The organism is Enterobacter sp. 22452 (assembly GCF_052045065.1).
In the GTDB taxonomy this organism is placed as follows: domain Bacteria; phylum Pseudomonadota; class Gammaproteobacteria; order Enterobacterales; family Enterobacteriaceae; genus Enterobacter; species Enterobacter mori.
Genome location: NZ_JBQEOB010000001.1, coordinates 718,098 through 737,129, shown reverse-complemented (window position 1 = coordinate 737,129; position 19,032 = coordinate 718,098). Strand labels below are relative to the sequence as shown.

Annotated in this window: 10 protein-coding genes; 3 read left to right on the top strand and 7 right to left on the bottom strand. The window is 54.3% G+C overall.

Going from position 1 to position 19,032, the window contains the following annotated elements; genetic code table 11:
- Nucleotides 1–159 precede the first annotated feature (159 nt).
- The 3 genes from asnS to ACTJJA_RS03465 all read left to right on the top strand — a co-directional run bounded on the left by asnS (nt 160) and on the right by ACTJJA_RS03465 (nt 4,596).
- Nucleotides 160–1,560 (top strand): asparagine--tRNA ligase, encoded by a 1,401-nt coding sequence (gene asnS / locus ACTJJA_RS03475; protein WP_440666211.1) that lies wholly within the window; start codon nt 160–162, stop codon nt 1,558–1,560.
- A gap of 605 nt (nt 1,561–2,165) precedes the next feature.
- A complete protein-coding gene (gene ompF / locus ACTJJA_RS03470) occupies nt 2,166–3,221 on the top strand; it encodes a porin OmpF (RefSeq protein WP_010429301.1) in 1,056 nt (351 codons plus the stop codon).
- Between the two features lie 184 nt (nt 3,222–3,405).
- Nucleotides 3,406–4,596: an amino acid aminotransferase gene (locus ACTJJA_RS03465; protein ID WP_131635544.1), complete on the top strand. Its 1,191-nt coding sequence runs from the start codon at nt 3,406–3,408 to the stop codon at nt 4,594–4,596.
- Nucleotides 4,597–4,646: 50 nt separating this feature from the next.
- Here ACTJJA_RS03465 and ACTJJA_RS03460 read toward each other — a convergent pair whose 3' ends face one another.
- The 7 genes from ACTJJA_RS03460 to mukF all read right to left on the bottom strand — a co-directional run bounded on the left by ACTJJA_RS03460 (nt 4,647) and on the right by mukF (nt 19,032).
- Entirely contained in the window at nt 4,647–5,294 is a 648-nt protein-coding gene (locus tag ACTJJA_RS03460) for an MBL fold metallo-hydrolase (protein WP_089598364.1), read from the bottom strand.
- A gap of 20 nt (nt 5,295–5,314) precedes the next feature.
- Complete coding sequence (locus ACTJJA_RS03455; RefSeq protein ID WP_010429293.1) at nt 5,315–5,866, bottom strand: YcbK family protein; 552 nt, start codon at nt 5,864–5,866, stop codon at nt 5,315–5,317.
- 175 nt (nt 5,867–6,041) lie between these two features.
- Nucleotides 6,042–7,865, bottom strand: a complete 1,824-nt coding sequence (ldtD, locus tag ACTJJA_RS03450) for a L,D-transpeptidase (RefSeq protein WP_440666206.1) — start codon at nt 7,863–7,865, stop codon at nt 6,042–6,044.
- Nucleotides 7,866–8,042: 177 nt separating this feature from the next.
- A complete protein-coding gene (locus ACTJJA_RS03445) occupies nt 8,043–12,068 on the bottom strand; it encodes an Ig-like domain-containing protein (RefSeq protein WP_440666204.1) in 4,026 nt (1,341 codons plus the stop codon).
- Nucleotides 12,069–12,573: 505 nt separating this feature from the next.
- Nucleotides 12,574–17,025 (bottom strand): chromosome partition protein MukB, encoded by a 4,452-nt coding sequence (mukB, locus tag ACTJJA_RS03440; protein ID WP_440666202.1) that lies wholly within the window; start codon nt 17,023–17,025, stop codon nt 12,574–12,576.
- Nucleotides 17,025–17,729 carry a chromosome partition protein MukE gene (mukE, locus tag ACTJJA_RS03435; protein ID WP_003858208.1) on the bottom strand — a complete coding sequence of 235 codons (705 nt, stop codon included), beginning with the start codon at nt 17,727–17,729 and terminating at the stop codon, nt 17,025–17,027. Before mukE ends, mukB begins: the two co-directional genes overlap by 1 nt.
- Nucleotides 17,710–19,032 carry a chromosome partition protein MukF gene (gene mukF, locus ACTJJA_RS03430; RefSeq protein ID WP_440666199.1) on the bottom strand — a complete coding sequence of 441 codons (1,323 nt, stop codon included), beginning with the start codon at nt 19,030–19,032 and terminating at the stop codon, nt 17,710–17,712. The genes mukE and mukF overlap by 20 nt, the downstream gene beginning before the upstream one ends.

Here is a 19,032-nt window from a genome sequence, read left to right as displayed (position 1 = left end):
CGGGAGCCGTAAAGGCTCCCCACTTCTTATTTATTTCTTATTTCTTCTCTTAAGACTGCGAAATCTGCTTGTCTGATGGCGGATGCCAGGTAACATAGATATCCCCCCATAAGGGCGGACAAGTGTTTATCATTTCCGACAATTAACAGAGAGAATATTATGAGCGTTGTGCCTGTAGCCGACGTACTCCAGGGCCGTGTCGCCGTTGACCAAGAAGTCACCGTGCGCGGATGGGTGCGTACCCGCCGAGATTCTAAAGCTGGCATCTCCTTCCTCGCCGTCTATGACGGTTCCTGCTTTGATCCTGTACAGGCCGTCATTAATAATTCTCTGCCCAATTACAATGATGACGTTCTGCGCCTGACCACAGGTTGCTCCGTCATTGTTACCGGCGTGGTTGTCGCATCGCCTGGTCAGGGCCAGAGCTTCGAAATTCAGGCTTCGGCGATTGAAGTCACCGGCTGGGTGGAAGATCCAGATACCTACCCGATGGCGGCAAAACGCCACAGCATTGAGTATCTTCGCGAAGTGGCACACCTGCGTCCACGCACCAACCTGATCGGCGCGGTAGCCCGCGTGCGTCACACGCTGGCGCAGGCACTGCATCGTTTCTTCGATGAGCAGGGTTACTTCTGGGTATCCACGCCGCTGATCACCGCGTCCGACACTGAAGGTGCGGGTGAGATGTTCCGCGTTTCCACGCTGGATATGGAAAACCTGCCGCGTACGCCGGAAGGTAAAGTGGATTACGACAAAGACTTCTTTGGTAAAGAAGCCTTCCTGACGGTATCCGGCCAGCTCAACGGTGAAACCTATGCCTGTGCGCTGTCTAAGATCTACACTTTTGGCCCAACCTTCCGCGCAGAAAACTCCAACACCAGCCGCCACCTGGCGGAATTCTGGATGCTGGAGCCAGAAGTGGCCTTTGCCGATCTCAATGATGTGGCAGGCCTGGCGGAAGCCATGCTGAAATACGTGTTTAAAGCCGTTCTGGAAGAACGTGCAGACGACATGAAATTCTTCGCTGAGCGCGTGGATAACGACGCGATTGCCCGTCTGGAGCGCTTTGTATCCGCTGACTTCGCGCAGGTGGATTACACCGATGCGGTTTCCATCCTCGAGAAGTGCGGTGAGAAGTTCGAGAACCCGGTTTACTGGGGCGTGGATCTCTCTTCTGAGCACGAACGCTATCTGGCAGAGAAACACTTCAAAGCACCGGTTGTCGTGAAAAACTACCCGAAAGACATTAAGGCCTTCTATATGCGCCTTAACGAAGACGGTAAAACCGTTGCCGCAATGGATGTCCTGGCACCTGGCATCGGTGAAATCATCGGGGGTTCTCAGCGTGAAGAGCGTCTGGACGTCCTGGATGCCCGTATGGAAGAGATGGGTCTGAACCCGGCTGACTACAGCTGGTATCGCGATCTGCGCCGTTACGGTACTGTTCCGCATTCAGGCTTCGGCCTGGGCTTCGAGCGTCTGATTGCCTACGTAACCGGTGTTCAGAACGTCCGTGACGTGATTCCGTTCCCACGTACACCGCGTAACGCAAGCTTCTAACCCGCATCAATGATAATGGCCAGCACATGCTGGCCATTATTTTATTCTGCAATGTCAGTTTATGTCAGTGCAAAGTCAGCCTCTTTAAAAGACAACCCCGTCAAAAGCACCAGCTGTTACGTTTTGTTTCCATGAAATATCTGTGAATAAAAAATATTCCGCATTCTTATTGTGCTTATTTAATTCTCAAGCAATAGCATATTTTTTATTCAATTTCACAGCCATCCAGAAGGCCTTTCGCGGTCATAAGAAAAGATGAGCTGTTTAACCGCTGTTTATATGAATTGCCTTTAGCCAAATTAAACATAAGCAATTCATATATATAGGAATGAAACCGCCGCTTAATCAACCAAGTCTCTCTGAAATTTGAGATGGTTCACAAAGTTCCCAAAAATACACATCTAGTTACACATTATTTCTTTTTGTTACCTAATCTTGAGAATTGTAGCACTTTCAGGCTAGCGAAACGGTTCTATGAATGGAAAGATGCCTGTCAGATACATAAAGACACCTAACTCTCATCAATAGTTCCGGAAATATTTATTGACAGAATTTATTGACGGCAGTGGCGAGTGTCATAAAAAAACCAATGAGGGTAATAAATAATGATGAAGCGCAATATCCTGGCAGTGGTTATCCCTGCCCTGCTGGTAGCCGGTGCAGCAAACGCTGCAGAAATCTATAACAAAGACGGCAACAAATTAGATCTTTACGGGAAAGCTGTTGGTCTGCATTACTTCTCTGATAATGACGGCAACGATGGCGACAAAACTTACGCGCGTCTGGGCTTCAAAGGCGAAACTCAGATCAACGATCAGCTGGCTGGTTACGGTCAGTGGGAATACAACTTCCAGGGTAACAACTCTGAAGGCTCCGATGCACAGTCCGGTAACAAAACCCGTCTGGCATTCGCAGGTCTGAAATTCGGTGACGCAGGCTCCTTCGACTACGGTCGTAACTATGGCCTGGTTTATGATGCAATCGGTATCACCGATATGCTGCCAGAGTTCGGCGGCGACACCGGCGTGAGCGATAACTTCTTCTCTGGCCGTACTGGTGGTCTGGCGACTTACCGTAACAGCGGCTTCTTCGGCCTGGTTGACGGTCTGAACTTTGGCGTTCAGTACCTGGGCAAAAACGAGCGTACCGATGCGTCACGTTCCAACGGCGACGGCTGGGCAACTTCTGTTAGCTACGATTTCGACGGCTTCGGTGTTGTAGGTGCTTATGGCGCAGCTGACCGTACCAATGCCCAGCAGAATCTGCAGTGGGGTAAAGGCGATAAAGCTGAGCAGTGGGCTACCGGTCTGAAATACGACGCGAACAACATTTACCTGGCAGCACTGTACGGTGAAATGCGTAACGCGGCTCGCCTGGACAACGGCTTCGCTAACAAAACTCAGGACTTCTCTGTTGTTGCTCAGTACCAGTTCGACTTCGGTCTGCGTCCATCCATCGCTTACTACAAATCTAAAGCGAAAGACGTAGAAGGCGTGGGTGATGAAGACTACATCAACTACATCGACATCGGTGCGACTTACTACTTCAACAAAAACATGTCCACCTATGTTGACTACCAGATCAACCAGCTGAAAGACGACAACAAACTGGGCATCAACAACGATGATACCGTTGCTGTAGGTCTGGTTTACCAGTTCTAATCAGTACACCACGTTGTTATATGCTTAATGAACAGGGCTTCGGCCCTGTTTTTTTATGCCCGACAGAAAATAATGGCGACTTTTGAAAAGCCGCACGCTTTTCGTCGCAAACGGTTGGCATTTTGTAAATCTACCGTTAACCTGATAGCGGATTTCACTTCTGTAATCACAATGGAACTTCGTCATGTTTGAGAACATTACCGCCGCTCCTGCCGACCCTATTCTGGGCCTGGCCGATCTGTTTCGTGCCGACGACCGCCCTGGCAAAATCAACCTGGGTATTGGTGTATATAAAGATGAAACCGGCAAAACCCCGGTCCTGACCAGCGTTAAAAAAGCTGAACAGTATCTGCTGGAAAACGAAACCACCAAAAACTACCTCGGTATTGATGGTATCCCTGAATTTGGTCGCTGCACTCAGGAACTGTTGTTCGGTAAAGGCAGCGAAATTGTGAGCAGCAAACGCGCTCGCACAGCACAAACCCCTGGCGGTACCGGCGCGCTGCGCGTTGCGGCGGATTTCCTGGCGAAAAACACCTCTGTTAAGCGCGTATGGGTGAGCAACCCAAGCTGGCCAAACCACAAGAGCGTCTTTAACTCTGCGGGTCTGGAAGTACGTGAATATGCTTACTACGACGCGGCAAATCACTCTCTCGACTTTGACGGCCTGCTGGCAAGCCTGAGCGAAGCGCAGGCAGGTGACGTGGTGCTGTTCCACGGTTGCTGCCATAACCCAACCGGTATCGACCCGACGCTGGAGCAGTGGGAACAGCTGGCTAAGTTGTCCGTGGAGAAAGGCTGGCTGCCGCTGTTTGACTTCGCCTATCAGGGCTTTGCCCGTGGTCTGGAAGAAGATGCGGAAGGCCTGCGCGCGTTCGCAGCCGTGCATCAGGAACTGATCGTGGCGAGTTCCTATTCAAAGAACTTCGGCCTGTACAATGAGCGCGTAGGTGCCTGTACGCTGGTCGCGGCAAACGAAGAGACTGTCGATCGTGCGTTCAGCCAGATGAAGTCCGTAATCCGCGCTAACTACTCTAACCCACCGGCACACGGTGCGTCCGTTGTTGCCACCATCCTGAGCAACGATGCCCTGCGTGCGATCTGGGAACAAGAGCTGAACGATATGCGCCAGCGCATTCAGCGTATGCGCCTGCTGTTCGTGAACACGCTGGCTGAGAAAGGCGCTGACCGCGACTTCAGCTTTATCATCAAACAGAACGGCATGTTCTCTTTCAGCGGCCTGACCAAAGAGCAGGTTCTGCGTTTGCGTGAAGAGTTTGGCGTGTACGCCGTAGCGTCTGGCCGCGTGAACGTTGCAGGCATGACGCCTGACAACATGGCGCCACTGTGCGAAGCGATTGTCGCCGTACTGTAAGTTGCGCCCATAAAAAAGCCTGCATTATGCAGGCTTTTTTTTTATTCGGGTTACCAGACAGGCATTTCGTCCTGAAGGAACGGGTTATGGAGCCGTTCATAGCCCAGCGTCGACATCGGACCGTGTCCTGCGATAAACGTGACGTCATCACCCAGCGGCAATAACTTTTGTTTAATCGACTGAATCAGCTGACCGTGATCGCCGCGCGGGAAATCGCTGCGTCCTACGCCACCTTTGAAAATAACATCGCCGGAAATCAGCAGACGTGACTGGTCATCAAAGAAGACGATATGGCCTGGCGTATGCCCAGGACAATGCAACACCTGTAAAGTAACATTCCCTACGGTAACGCGATCTCCTTCGTTTAACCAACGATCGGGCGTCAATGGCAGACACTCATCAAGGCCAAACATGCGGCTTTGGGCGGGTAACCCCTGCAGCCAGAACTCATCTTCTTTTTCCGGGCCGATCACCGGCACACCGTAGTGTTCAGCCAGTTCAGCCGCAGCACCCACATGGTCAAGATGACCATGAGTAAGCAAAATCTGCATCAGCGTGACGCCGCTTGCTGCGACTTCCTGCTTGATTTTCTCAGCGTCACCGCCGGGATCGACAAGCGCGGCCAGTTTAGTTTGCTCGCACCAGATCAATGAACAGTTCTGGGAGAACGCGGTAACCGGAATAATACGATAGTTCATACTGCTCCTGTGTTTCGTTATTACCAGTGCCGAACCGGCCCGGTATCAATATGCACAAAGTTGCTACGTGGGTAGTATCCTACACCACCTGCGCGCATAGATAACGCGGCTTTGCGAATATTGGCTAACGAAACGCCTTCAATGTGGAAATCCATTGCCTGCCCTTTGGTGTGATAGCTTTTTTTCGCTACCCCACGGCTGTGGGCGCGCAGTTCATTGTTGGTATCGAGTGAACGGTATCCTGAAATGAGCTGCACCGGCTTGCTGGTTCCCAGCAGGCCCTGAAGGCGGAAAATCTGATCAAACAGTCCTGGATCGATGGCTTTTATTTTATTCGCGCGGAAATCACGGAAAAAATGGTTAAGTCTTGCTAATTCATCCTGAATATAGCCTCTGCCATCGAAAAACTCCGCTTTAAGCGACTCACCGGTATGAAGATTGTTGAGCGTTAAAATACGCGGACGTGGTGTCGAGAGGGTGGCAAATGCTGGCGTCGGAAGGATGGCCGCAGCGCCGAGCGCAACACCACCTAACGCCAGCAATTTGCGGCGATTAGCGTCAAATTTGTCCATGATAATCAGGTCTACAGGTCAATGAAATCGTAAATATGCTTAGCGCACGAAGGGCACCTTAACTGTCAAAACAGCCTACGTCAAGGCGCCCAACCCCAGTGAATACGCGGCTTACAGCCAGATCGCCCCGTATTCACCATAACTTACGACAATCAATTTGACCGAACTACTTCATTTACCTGATTAATTGTTCAGCTTTTGGCAAAATTTGTGCGCCGGATCGCGCAGTGAGATCATAATTGTAAATATCTGTACGGTACTGGGTGCGCCCGTCCTCGCCGACAAACGCCGTCAGATAGTAAAGATTGACCGGAATGTTGTGTCGAATATTAACGTAACGGGTATCACCTTGTTTCAACGCATCTGAAATCCGCGTATCGTTCCAGCCCGCATCCTGCAGCAGCATATTCGCCAGCTCGGAGGCCTTATTCACACGGACGCAACCCGAACTGAGCGCGCGCGTGTCCTTCTGGAACAGGTTGTGGTTCGGCGTATCATGCAGATAGATTGCATCAGAACTTGGCATGTTGAATTTATAGCGCCCCAGCGAGTTATGGGCGCCCGGCGCCTGCTGGAAGCGGAAAGGCAGGTTCGACGGTGTAATCGTTGACCAGTCAACCATCCAGGGATCTATCGTCTCTTTGCTGTTCCAGCCGCGTATCACCGTATAGTTATGACGCTCCAGATATCCAGGATCGTTCCAGACCTTAGGCAGAATATCCTTACGGGCCAGCGTCGGGGGCACGTTCCATGGCGGGTTCACCACCACGTTATTCAGCGCGCTGCTCATCATCGGCGTTTTACGGTCAGGTCGACCCACAATTACCCGTGATGCCAGCACTTCGCTACCGTCCTGATAGTAGACCAGCGAGTAAGCGGGGATATTCACCATTATTCCGGTGGATAAGGTGCCGGGTAATAGGCGCAGGCGCTGGATATTTAACGCCAGCACCCCCGCGCGCTGAGCCGGAGAGACGTTCAGCCAGTCGCGGGTGGATGGACCGATCACCCCGTCTGCGCCCAGCCCTTGTGCAGCCTGGAACTGCTTGACCGCCGCGACCAGTTCGCGATCGTAAGCCGCGGGCTTGTTGCTTAGCGCAACGGCTGTTTTCTCTTTTACCGGCGCCGACGGGCTGACGACAGCGTTTTGCGGATCGTCGCCAGGCAAGGCTATATGTGGCCCGCCGTCCAGAAGACCGGAACGCATCAGGATCTCGCGCAGGGCAGGAACATCGCTGCTCCACTGCCCCGGGCGCAGCGTTGCTGCGGCACGTAGCTGAGGCCATGGACGGGAATCGCCTACCAGCGCCAGAAGCGACTGGTGCAGAGCGGCATATTGTGGATGTGCCGGTGCCAGGCTGGCAATAAAGCGCGGCAGTTCACCATTATCCAGGGCTAATTGCCACTGGTTTATGACCGACAGCGCCGGCGTCGCCAGCTTATACGGCTTATCGCTGTACAACCAGCGGTTGCCGTTGACCGGAATACCCGCCACAAACTGGAGATAGCCCATCATGGCATCTGACAGAACGACGTCACGCGCCAGCCCGGTAACCGACGGGTCAGTCAGGAGTTCAACCCATTTTGTGAACTGCGGCTGGAAACCCGCAATAGCCACTTCTGCCAGCTGTTGCTGGAAAGCACGCACCGCATCACGATCTTCCCACATTGGCTTCATGTCCCGCGAGGCATAAAGCAGCGTAAGCTGACTTATGTAAGCCGGTGTGTAGCCAGCAGGCAGCCCAGTCGCCAGCTGGCCCTGGAGTGACGCAATATCGATACCTTCAGGAAGCGGCTTGATACCGGCCATAATGGCCGTCGCTGGCGACTGATCCAGCGGTTGTGACAGCGACGTCGGCTGCACGCCAAGTGTCGCAGAACTGTCCGACGGTACAACTTCAGGCTCATCTGCCTGGGCGGTAAACAGCGGAGCAAACATCACTGCCAGGCATAAACTCACCGCTGACAGCTGATGACCACGATTTTTCTTTAGCAACATCCCTTGCCCCCTGTTTTCTCACGACATGCCCATCACACTGGGGCTTTAATTCATTATAGGAAGGCATGCTCGCTGCTGCCTTACCTTATGTAAAGAAGTTTAAAGATAACGCAGGCGAAGAGAGAAGTTAAGCGTAATCAAACATGCCTGCGATATTGCTACCGCAGGCACAGCAGATTAATTGACGGTCAATGAGGTCGTAATATCGTAGGCAAGAAGCGGGCTGTTGTTATGCCACTCAACGCCGTTAAAGGTGATATGCCCCGTATAATGTCCGGCAGGAAGTGAAGGGTTATCGCTGGCGTTATAGACCACTTCAGGCAGATTCTTTTGGGTTTGGCACGATTGCGCGGCCTCGAACTGGACGGTTGAACAGTCCCACCGGTTGCGTTGCCCCTGGAAAATAACGTTCACCGTTTCGCCTGCGTCATTTTTCATCGGAACCGTTAATGCGGTTTTAGACGCATTGCCGAGCCAAATAAGCGAGCCAGGGCCTTTCACTTCACCGGTTGCGAGGAAACCGACCGCCGGGTAGTCAACAATCACGGTTCCCTGATATTTCGCCGTTGAACCGGTAATGTTCCAGTCGTACAGCACGATATCCGTGAAGGTGACGCTGCTGTCCGTCAACATAGTGCCGTTCAGCGTCGCCTTGACGGTCGCCCGCCCTCGCGTTTGGCCTTTAACCGTGATGCTCGCCTTTCCACTCGCGTCGGTCACGCTTTCTGAAGCGGACAAGGTGTTAATATCCGTCTCCCACGTCACCTTCTCGCCTTGTACAGGGTTTCCATTCGCATCATTCGCCAGCACGGTATAAGTCACTCCGGCGCCGTTAATTGCCACGCGCGTTGAATCTGGCGTGATGGAGACCAACCGTGCCGTTTTAGCGTCAGCAATAAATGACGCCTCTCCACCGGTCAGTTTCTCTGCGCTATTTTTCTCAGGCGAGGCGGTTACGGTCACCTTCCCTGCTTTGACTGAGGTCCCCGATGTGGTGGCCTCACCCCTGGCATTGGTCAAACTGCTCGCAGGCATTAAACTCACCCCATCAAGGCTGGCGCTCCAGTTAACGCTAATATTACTCAGGAGGTTACCGTTGGCATCGGCTGCGGTAGCGGTCCACATCAGCGGCGAAGCCCCATCAGCAACGGCCTGTGAATTATCCACTTTGATGCTGGTAATCTTTGCCGTGTCTGCGTTTCCAACCACAGCCAGCGTTTGGGTTTTACTGCTCGCGCCGGTCATTGCCGTCACAGTAATAGTGCCCGCCTTCAGGCTGGAGAACGTCGCGACGGCCTTACCGCTGGCATCGGTCACAGAGGTTATTGCATCAAAACTGCTCCGCGCTTCACTGCTGCTCCAGCTCACTGTCGCGCCCTCAACGGGGTGTTGCTGCGCGTCCACCACCTGGGCGGTTAAGATTACTGAATCCTTATCAGCCACAATGCCCGTTGTGATATTCGCCGTGAGCGATTCCAGCTTCGCCGTTGCGCTATCAGCGGTAAAGCTCAGACCAGAGATATCCTGACGACTGCCATTCACGCTGGCCGTCACGCTGTAGATGGCCACCGCGTCAGAGCTCAGCGTGATCTGAGCCATGCCGTTGCTTGCCGTTGTACTTCGCTCGTCAGAAAGCGTGCCGGTTGTCGGCGTCACAGCCCAGCTCACTTCAGCGCCTTCCACCAGGTTATTATTGGCATCCGTTACTTTTGCCTGAAGCGCGATCGCATCCGTGCCGTTCGCCGTCGCCGTCTGTTTATTGCTTGTTACCGCAACCACTTTCGCGGTGGTGACATCAGCAATGAATGTGGCTTGATCCGCATGATACGCCGTGCTGTCAGCGGTTTTTGCGCTGACCACCACCGAGCCCGAGGCCAACGAGGTCAGCGTAATGTGCGTCTTCCCGCTGTCGTCACTGGTGGTCTGGGTCTCACTCAGCGCTGCCGTAGCGCTGTCGGTCGTCCAGCTGACAGGGATATTCGCCAGCGCATTTCCCTGCGCATCGGTTACCGTGGCTTCATACAGAATGCTGTCGTTGCCGTTGGCGACCGCCTGCAATTTACTGACGCTTATCTGGCTTATCTTCTGGGTACTGCTATCGGCCACAAAGGAAATAGGATCGGTTTCCTGCGCCTCTGAGCTGTTTACCTGTGCGGATACCGTGATGGTGCCCGTTTTCAGTGATTTCAGATCCAGCGTCGCCACGCCCTGACTGTCGGTCTGAGTGGTTTTATCGGCAATTTTAGCGTTATCGGATTTTTCAACCGTCCAGTTGACGGCCACACCTTCCAGCTGATGGTTATAGCTATCCATCACCAGGGCGCTCACCGTGCTGGTGTCGTTGTTATTGGCGATGACCTGCTGCTTTTCCGTCTCCAGAGAGACGATTTTTGCGGTTGAGCGATCTGCGGTAAAAGTAAGGAGCGAGCTGCTCAGGCTATTTCCCTGCTCCACCTGTGCGGTGATCGTTGTGGTAATGACCGCACTACTGCTTACCTGAATTTCGGCGGTGCCAGATTCATCCGTCGTCGACTGCGTGGCTGAGAGCAGCGCTTCCGGGCGGTCCGCAGACCAGGTTATCGCCGCATTGCTCAGTGCATTGCCATATTGATCGGTCACGTGTGCCGTCAGCGTGATCGGGTTGCTGCCGCTGGCCATCGTGCTGGTGGCCGAGACATACAGCGCGGTCAGTTGCGGGATCACCACAGCGGCCTGCTCAACGAGTTTTACGCTGGCAAGTTTCAGTGTGCCGTCAATGAGAGGCTGAATGGTGAGCGTTTCCGGTGTGGTGCCTGCAGTTAAGGTCGCAGCGTACACCCCGGGCGACGTTTCACTAAAGCTCCCTATCACAGCGCTTCGGGGCGCGGTATCGCTGGCTATTTTCGTTTTGCTGGTTGCAGAAGAGGTAAGCGTTGCGCTCAGTCGTGACGCCAGACCGGTGGCATTTTCACCTGCAACCGTTTTCAGGCCGACGGTAACGATAGCCGTCGTGCTGCCATCAGCCGGAATAGCCCCTGATGATACCCGCGTCGTTGACTGGAGCGAATTTATATCAATGCCGCTAACGCTCACTTTCATCTTGCTCACGTTTGATGCATTGCCTTTTTTATCCCAGGCGGTGGCGCTCAGGATATAGTCGTTCGACCCACTCCCCTGCCAGGCAGGCAGGGTTAGCACAACCTGTTCCGGGCTATTGCCGGTTGCGATCTTGCCGCCGTTATTGAGGAAGGAGGCTGATTGCCACTCAATATGATCCAGGCCGTATTTGGTTTTCACCTTCGCCGTCACGCTCTGGGTAGACTGCTCTGCACCTTGTAACTGCACTGGCAGTGTCAGTGAAATAAGATCCTGCTTGCGGTACTCCAGCACAATATTGTTGTTGCGATCCACTAGCTCCTGACGGCTTCCCAACAGCGTACGACGCATTGCCACAGCGGAGGGATCAAGCTGATCGCTGAAGGGCACGCCCGGGGTCCAGTTTAGCGACAGATTGAGCTGCGTGTCGTTCTCACCGTCTTTGCCCAGCTTTTGGTTAACACCAAATGTCACCAGTGGAACCGGCGTGTAGTTGAGACCAAAGGTAACCGCATAGGGATCTTTTTGTCGGTCATCTTCATCGTCGCCAAACAAGCCCACGCTGTCGCCGTAATATTGCTCGAAAACAATATTTGCCCCCAGCTGAGGCATAGCGGGTAAATAGCCTGCCGCACGAATATCAAATCCGTTCGCCGCGCGCTCGTCATAATCACGATAGCGGGTGGAGGACATCCATTCACTTAAGCGATAATATCCGTTTGCAGAAAGTTTAAGATAATCCCAACCCAGTTCAGCCCCTACTCCCAGGCGTTGGTGTTGATTATCCGAGATTTGCCGATCGTAGAAAACGTTGGTTCCCCACATCCATTGGGTCGCAAAATAACGATAACCGAGACCAGTATTAATAACATTACGCTCGTCCTGTCGACGTCCCCCCAACTGAGTAAAAAAGAGATGTTCTTTTTGATCGTAGAGCGGAATAAGCACATCCAGCTCAGAATCTTGCAGGGTAAAGCGTTCATCCGTGCTGATACTCACACGCGCCGTACCAAACTGGTTTAGCCAGGACTGAACCGCAGAGGACGCTTCGCCAGAAGCGGCAGATGCTACCACGCTGCCGAAGGCATTAGTGGTATTATCCCCGCTCAGCAGGGTTCCCGCCTGCACAGCTGCCTGCGCAACAGCGCTACCGTTCTGGTCCTGGTTTTCCTGTACAGTTTCATCGACAGGACGATTTCTCTCCTGCGCATGCGTGGTAAATGAGGGAATAAGATAAACGGGGAAAAGCTGGAGGAATATCTGTATGCAAGCGAATAGCTTCCTTGCCCGACGTGTCATAGTAGCGGCCTCGAGTAGAGTTAATTCAATTTTCAGGGAGGCACTATATGCGCAGGGGAACTATCAGACAATATAATGAAATTAGCGTACACGCAGCTCAATCATAATAATTTACGAGCATATTCAACAAACAAATTATTAATAGGGTAACAAGCCTCCCCCTTGGGTAATATCGGCACAAAGAATAATTATCATGAATATCTTTAATCAAAGCAGCACCGTATTTTAATTATTAAAAAAACTAAAAATGTAATGAAGGATTTATCATTTCATTTCTAACATCCATAAAAAAACGCAACTTCAATGAAGTTGCGTTTTTATACTAACAGCAGTATCAGGAGGCGTCTGCTTCGGTGCCAGGCATGGACTCTGGTGGCTGCGGGGCAAAGCCACGCAGACCGACAACGTGCACGTGTTCGCTGTTCTGGAACACTTTACGTACCAGTTTGTAAGTCGTCCCTTTTTCCGGGCTGATGTTCTCAGGTGCCGCGATGATGAGCTGCATATCGAGGCGATCGCAAAGCTCAAACAGCGTGGCGATGGAACGGGCATCAAGACGCGCCGCTTCATCAAGGAACAGCAGACGACATGGCGAGATGTCTTTACCGCGCAGACGACGCGCTTCATCTTCCCAACTCTGGACAACCATCACCAGAATCGACATACCGGTACCGATAGCCTCACCCGTCGACAGCGCACCAGACTCCGCACGCAGCCAGCCGTCGGAGCCACGGTTAACCTCAACTTCCATCTCCAGATAGTTACGGTAATCCAGCAGCTCTTCACCAATGGTTTGCGGCGTACGCTGGCCCATATCGATCTGCGGGTTCAGGCGCTGATACAGCTTCGCCAGCGCTTCAGAGAAGGTCAGACGGTTGCTATTGAACAGATCCTGGTGCTGTTCGTGTTGTTCAGACAGCACGTCCAGCAGCGTAGAGTGAGCCTCACGCACGTTCACGTTCAGACGTACGCTGTTAACCTGACCAAACGACACGCTCTGCAGCCCCTGGTTCAGCTGGCGGATACGGTTCTGCTCGCGCTGAATGGTCTTACGGATGATGTTCGCCACGCTGCGGGAGCTGATAGCCAGCTTCTGCTCGCGGGAGGTCAACTCTTCCGTCAGGCGACCCAGCTCGATTTCCATCTGTTCGATGGCTTCGACCGGATCGTCGGTACGGATGATGTCCTGACGAATACGTTCGCGCAGGTGCTGATAAACGGCCACGAAGAACTGGATTTTGCGCTCTGGACGCTTCGGATCTTCCGACATGCGCAACACATCACGCAGGTGTTCGTTATCCGCCACCGCCAGACGCAGCGCACCCAACGCTTTATCCGACATGGAACGCAGTTCGTCCCCGGAAAGATAGGCCAGCTCGCGACGGTGTAGACGACGCTCAACGTTATTGTCTTTCACCATGCGCATCACCGCGCACCAGCCCGCCTTCGCGGTCACGACCTGCTCGCGCATTTCGTGATAGTCGCGCTCCAGCTTGCGCAGGCGACGCGTCAGGTTGTCCATTTCCGCTTCGCAGAAGGTCAGCGCTTTTTCCAGCTGATTGCGGCGCGCGCGGTTGTTGCTGAGCTGGCTGTGCAGTTCATCGCGACGAATGCGCGCACGTTCTTCCGCACCGCTGTCGGCACGAACGCCAATATCCTGCAGCTCTTTGTGCAGATCGTTCAACAACTCTTTCTTGGTATCGAAGGAGCTTTTCAGCGAGGCCATGACCTGACTGTACTGGCTCAGCTGTGCGGCATGCGTACGCATGGCTTCACGAGCGCGGGTACGCTCGGCTTCGGCCTGCTCGAGACGCTGACGCAGCTTTTCATTCAGATCGCTGTTTCCGCTCAGCATTTCTGCCGAATCGGAGTAGCCGAAGTGGGCACGACGCTGTACGACTTCCGTCAGGGCAAACGCCTGCTGACGCGCTTCGCGCTGCACCTGCTGTGACCAGGCGTAATCTTCTTTTAACTGCTCGAACTGCTCCGGGTCGCTTTGAAGAACGGAGATGACCGGCTCCAGCTTCGCCAGCTGATTACCGTGCTGCTGCACAAAACGCGCGGCTTCCTGCGCTTCATCCAGGCGTTCCTGGATTTCATCTACGCGGTCAGCCAGCGTGTCATCAGCCAGCAGATTCAGGCGCGGCAGGATGCGGTTAAGGGCGGCGACGCCCTCTTTCGCCTGTTCAAACTGGACGCGGCTCTGCTGGTTGTCACTTTCATGATTGGCAATCGCGCGCTCAAGTTCACCACGGCGGGTATTGAGCTTGCGAATCTCTGCTTCCGGATCCGCGTCAAAGGCCACGGCAAGATGGCTACCGATAAAGCGGCTGAATGCCTGGTGCAAACGCTGGGTTTTCTGAACGTCAAACGACAGCGTCGCAAAGCGTTCGGAGAGCGTTTCACGCTCGGCGTGCAGGCTTTCAATACGGTTTTCACGCGCGGCACGGCCAAACAGCGGCAGTTCCGGGAAGCGAGAATAGCGCCACTGGCGGTCAGCGATTTTCACTACCACCGCTTTTTCCAGCTCGTCGACACTGAATACGCTGTCATCAAACGACTGCGGATCGCCTTCGATCAGGTAGAGATCTTCCGGGCAATCTTCCAGTCCTGCCAGTTGCTCAGAAATCAGCGACAGATCCGGGACGACAATTGCATTACGCGACGGGCCATACAGCGCGGAGAAATACGGCGCATCATCCAGGCCAACATCGTCATAAATTTCGGACAGCAGTACACCGCCGAAACGCTCTGCCAGGGTATTCAGGCGCGCATCTTCCGCACCGCCCGGCTGGCTTAAGCGTTCAATCTCTTCATCGACTTCCCGCTTGCGGGCGCCGACTTCATCGCGCTCAACAATCGCTTCGCGCTCGCGCTCCAGCAGCTGCTGCAGGTATTCGGTCACTTCCTGACTGGATTCAAACTGCTCGCCGCACTGTTCGCTGAGCTGGCTCAGGCTGCTTTGAGCTGCCAGCCAGACCGGCGCACGCTGCAACAGTTTTTGCGAGCGGGACTGAAGCTGCTCCATCTCCTGGCGCAGCGTCATACGCTGTTCGCTGGCGTTAGAGACACTGTCTGAAAGTGCCGCAATACGCGCTTCAAGCTCCTGATGCAGAGCCTCAAGCTCGTCGAAATCGTAATTTTTCCCCTGACGCTTGCAGAATTCGGCCAGCAGACGCTCGGCTTCCTGCTGCTCGCGCAGACGCTGCTCCAGCTCGTTGAGACGCATACGCAGCGGCTGAACCTGATCGGCCAGATGGCGCTGGTTCACACCGTCGCGCAGCAGTTCACGGGCGACGTCCCAGGCTTCATTACGCGCCAGCGGGCCGTTAATCGCCACCACCAGCTGGTAAGCCTGCTCAAACTGGCTGTGCGCCGTTTGCGCGACGCTCATCTTCTGATCGAGTGACAGGAGTTTCTCAGTGGCTTCCTGCTCTTTTGCCTGGAAGGTATCCAGCCATTCGTCGGCGCTTTCTGGCGTTAAGTCAGGCAGATGACACAGCTCTTTGGCACGCTGTAACGCCTGCAGGGCCTGAGTGTACTGAATAGCACGCGTCTGCTGCACGTCCAGCGCCTGCTGGTAATCGGCGAGCTGGCTTTTCAGCTCATCCACTTCCAGCTCGGCGGCTTCGGCGCGGGCTTCATTCTCTTCCTGCATGTCGGCGGCTTCAGCCACCACTTCGTTTTGCTCTTCGAGGCGAATTTGCAGCTCATCGAGGTCCGCTTCATAGCGCTCGATTTTTTCCTGCTGACGCAGCGCGGTCTGCACCAGGTTGAGGTGATCGCTGGCAGCCTGGTAATCCGCTTCCAGGTCGCCTTCGGCACCGTTGTGCTCACCCAGCTCGCGCGCCATTTCGACGTGCTTATACTGCTCGGCCACCAGCTGCTTACGCGAGGTAAACAGCTCGCGGCGGTACTCTAATGCCTGATCGAGATGAATGCGGCGCTCGTTGGCGTGACGCATATAGTCTGCGGCCACATAGTTGGTGGCTTCGCTGATAAGGTGTTTAAACAGGTCGCGGTCAGACTGGGTAACGCGAATGGCTTCCAGCGTCATGCGGTTTTCACGCAGCGCGGCTTCCATATCCTGGAAGGCTTTACGCACGCCGCTGTTTTCCGGCAGCAGGTAGTCGCGCAGGGAGCGGGTAATGGCGCTGGAGATACCGCCGTACAGGGACGCTTCGATCAGACGGTAGTATTTGCTACGGTCTGATGCCGTGCGCAGACGACGCGCCACCACGCCCAGATCGAACATCAGGGAGTGGTAGTCGGTAATGGAGTTGAACTGCTTGAACTGCACGCCTTCGATAGTTTCGAGCTTGTCTTTCAGCTCCTGCAGCGTCAGCACGCGCGCCTGACGTTCGTTCAGCGTTTCCGTCAGCAGCGCCGTCGGCTGCACGGACGTTGGCAGCCCCTGGATGGCGAACGGTTTGATATCCACTTTACGGTCGCGACCGGCGACCTGCTGCAGACGCACGCCCACCACCACGCGCTGGTGACGAGAGTTGATGACGTCCAGCACCGAATAACAGACACCGGCCTTCAGCTTACCGTGCAGACCCTTATCACGAGAGCCGCTTGTCGCGCCCGCTTCGGTGGTGTTACGGAAGTGCAGCAGCGTCAGATCGGGGATCAGCGCCGTCACAAATGCCGCCATGGTGGTGGATTTACCCGCACCGTTACCGCCGGAGAGCGTCGTAACCAGCTCATCCAGATCGAAGGTTCGGGCAAAGAAGCCGTTCCAGTTAATCAGCGTTAGTGAGCGAAATTTACCGCGTTCAATCATTACTCTTCCTCCCCGCTATCCGGCTGATTCTCTTCATGCTCATCATTGAGCTGCAAATGGTTTTCCACCGGCATCGCTTCACCGTCGCGGATCATGCGCAGCTGCGCTTCACGGGCGTCGTCACCCGCGCGCACGTCGGCGCCAAAGCGGAAGACGGATTCCGTAATGCGGAATTTGCTGCTGTCATGGCCCATAAACCAGACCATGCCCAAACGACGTAGACGGTTCAGGGAAGAGCGAACTTTTTCCTGTAATTTCTGACGGTCAAGATCGGAACCTGTCGAACGGTTGTTCACCAGCTTCAGCAGTTTGCTTTCATCTGCCAGCGACAGCAGTTCGTCGTAGAGTTCCTGCTGAGTGAAAATCCCTTCGTTCGCCAGACGTTCCGGGCTGAGGTAGAGGTAGCAGAGAATTTTGCCGACCATCATATCCAGCTCGGAGAGTACGGAACGCGGAATCAGCGTGGTTGAGCGCGGGCGCAGGTAGAAAAACCCTTCCGGCGCGCGAATCAGCTCCACGTTGTAGCGCGCGTAAAACTCTTCCAGGTATTCCTGGAAATCCATCAAAAAAGCGTGATTATCCAGCTCGTCAAGACCAATGTGACGACCGGCACGCAGCTGGCTGTCCAGCGCCGGAAATAACGGATTCGCCAGCGCCTGTGCCAGCTTCACTGGCATCACTTGTTCAATATTTGTCAATGACATGCGCCTGTACCTTGGCTCCGTAATCGTTGATCGGCTGCCACTTCGGCGGCAGTCCGGTGAAATCTGCTTGCGCGACGCCCAGGCGTACCGCCTGCTCTACCACGATGCGGGCAACGTCAAAGTGCCGCGCGCGAGGATATTGCGCCAGATAGTCGCGCACCACGAGACCAAGATCCAGCGGTGCTTGTCTGGTTTTGTAGACAGCGAGCTGTTCTTCGATCATCGCCGCAAGTTGTTCGCGAATTTCGTTAAATTCTTCGTATTCCAGATCCGGTGGCAATTCACCGGTCACCTCTTCATCACGCAGCGCCATCTCTTCGTCGCGCATATCCAGCAGACGGTCGGCATTCGCGTAGGTCAGCGCCCACGGGGCATCGAAATAGGTTTGTACCGACTGGCGCAGACGCTGAGCGAAGACGCGGTTTTTATCCATATCGATCGCGGTACGGATAAATTTATGCACGTGTCGGTCGTAGCCGATCCACAGGTCGATCGACTGCTGGCCCCAGCTAATAATACGATCGAGTTTGCTTTGCAGATCGAAGACCAGACGGTCGACAAAGTGGAGGTCGTCGTGCGCCATGGTCGCATCCTGGATGCGGAGCAGATTGGCCTGCAGCTTGTCGCCTGCGGCTTCCAGCGTATCCTGCAGTTCACGCAGCGTACCGGAGGTTTCTGACAATAAAAGTTCACAGCTGGAGATGGCTGCACGCCAGTCTTTATTCAGCAATTGAGCGATATCGTCTTTCACCTGCTGCTGCTGTTCATCCATCAGACGCTGGGTCAGATCGATGCTGTCGAAAATCTCTGCCACCGAGTACTTCAGCGGCGCGTAAACATTGCGGTGCCAGTGGAATTCGTCACCGTTTTCATCTGCCGCATCGGCGGCGCGCTTAAGCTCGCCCGCCACGATCGAGAGCTGCATGGAGAGACGCAGCGTCGAAAACTCGCGCTGGCGAATGTAGTAATCGGTAATGCCGATCCCCAGAGGCGTCAGACGATAAATGGCGTTTCCTTCCGCCTGCTCGCTGGTAAAGCGGTTCAGCAGACGTTGACGCACCATATCGTTGATTGCGTTGTTGGCACGCACGCTAATGGTTTCGCTGGTTTGCTCAAACGCATCACTGACATGGCGGAACGCATCCACCAGTTCACCCTCGCTCATTTCACCATCCAGCCGTTCGCCGTTCAGCGTGGCAACCGCCAGCAGGAAGGAGAGTCTGTCTACCGGCAGCGTGATGGAGAAATCGTTTTTCCTGGCCCAGGCAACCAGTTCGGGGACTGTCTGGGAAAATTCACTCAT

Coding starts and splice junctions, on each gene's coding strand:
- asnS (WP_440666211.1), top strand. CDS start 160: ATGAGCGTTGTGCCTGTAGCCGACGTACTCCAGGGCCGTGTCGCCGTT.
- ompF (WP_010429301.1), top strand. CDS start 2,166: ATGATGAAGCGCAATATCCTGGCAGTGGTTATCCCTGCCCTGCTGGTA.
- ACTJJA_RS03465 (WP_131635544.1), top strand. CDS start 3,406: ATGTTTGAGAACATTACCGCCGCTCCTGCCGACCCTATTCTGGGCCTG.
- ACTJJA_RS03460 (WP_089598364.1), bottom strand. CDS start 5,294: ATGAACTATCGTATTATTCCGGTTACCGCGTTCTCCCAGAACTGTTCA.
- ACTJJA_RS03455 (WP_010429293.1), bottom strand. CDS start 5,866: ATGGACAAATTTGACGCTAATCGCCGCAAATTGCTGGCGTTAGGTGGT.
- ldtD (WP_440666206.1), bottom strand. CDS start 7,865: ATGTTGCTAAAGAAAAATCGTGGTCATCAGCTGTCAGCGGTGAGTTTA.
- mukB (WP_440666202.1), bottom strand. CDS start 17,025: ATGATTGAACGCGGTAAATTTCGCTCACTAACGCTGATTAACTGGAAC.
- mukE (WP_003858208.1), bottom strand. CDS start 17,729: ATGTCATTGACAAATATTGAACAAGTGATGCCAGTGAAGCTGGCACAG.
- mukF (WP_440666199.1), bottom strand. CDS start 19,032: ATGAGTGAATTTTCCCAGACAGTCCCCGAACTGGTTGCCTGGGCCAGG.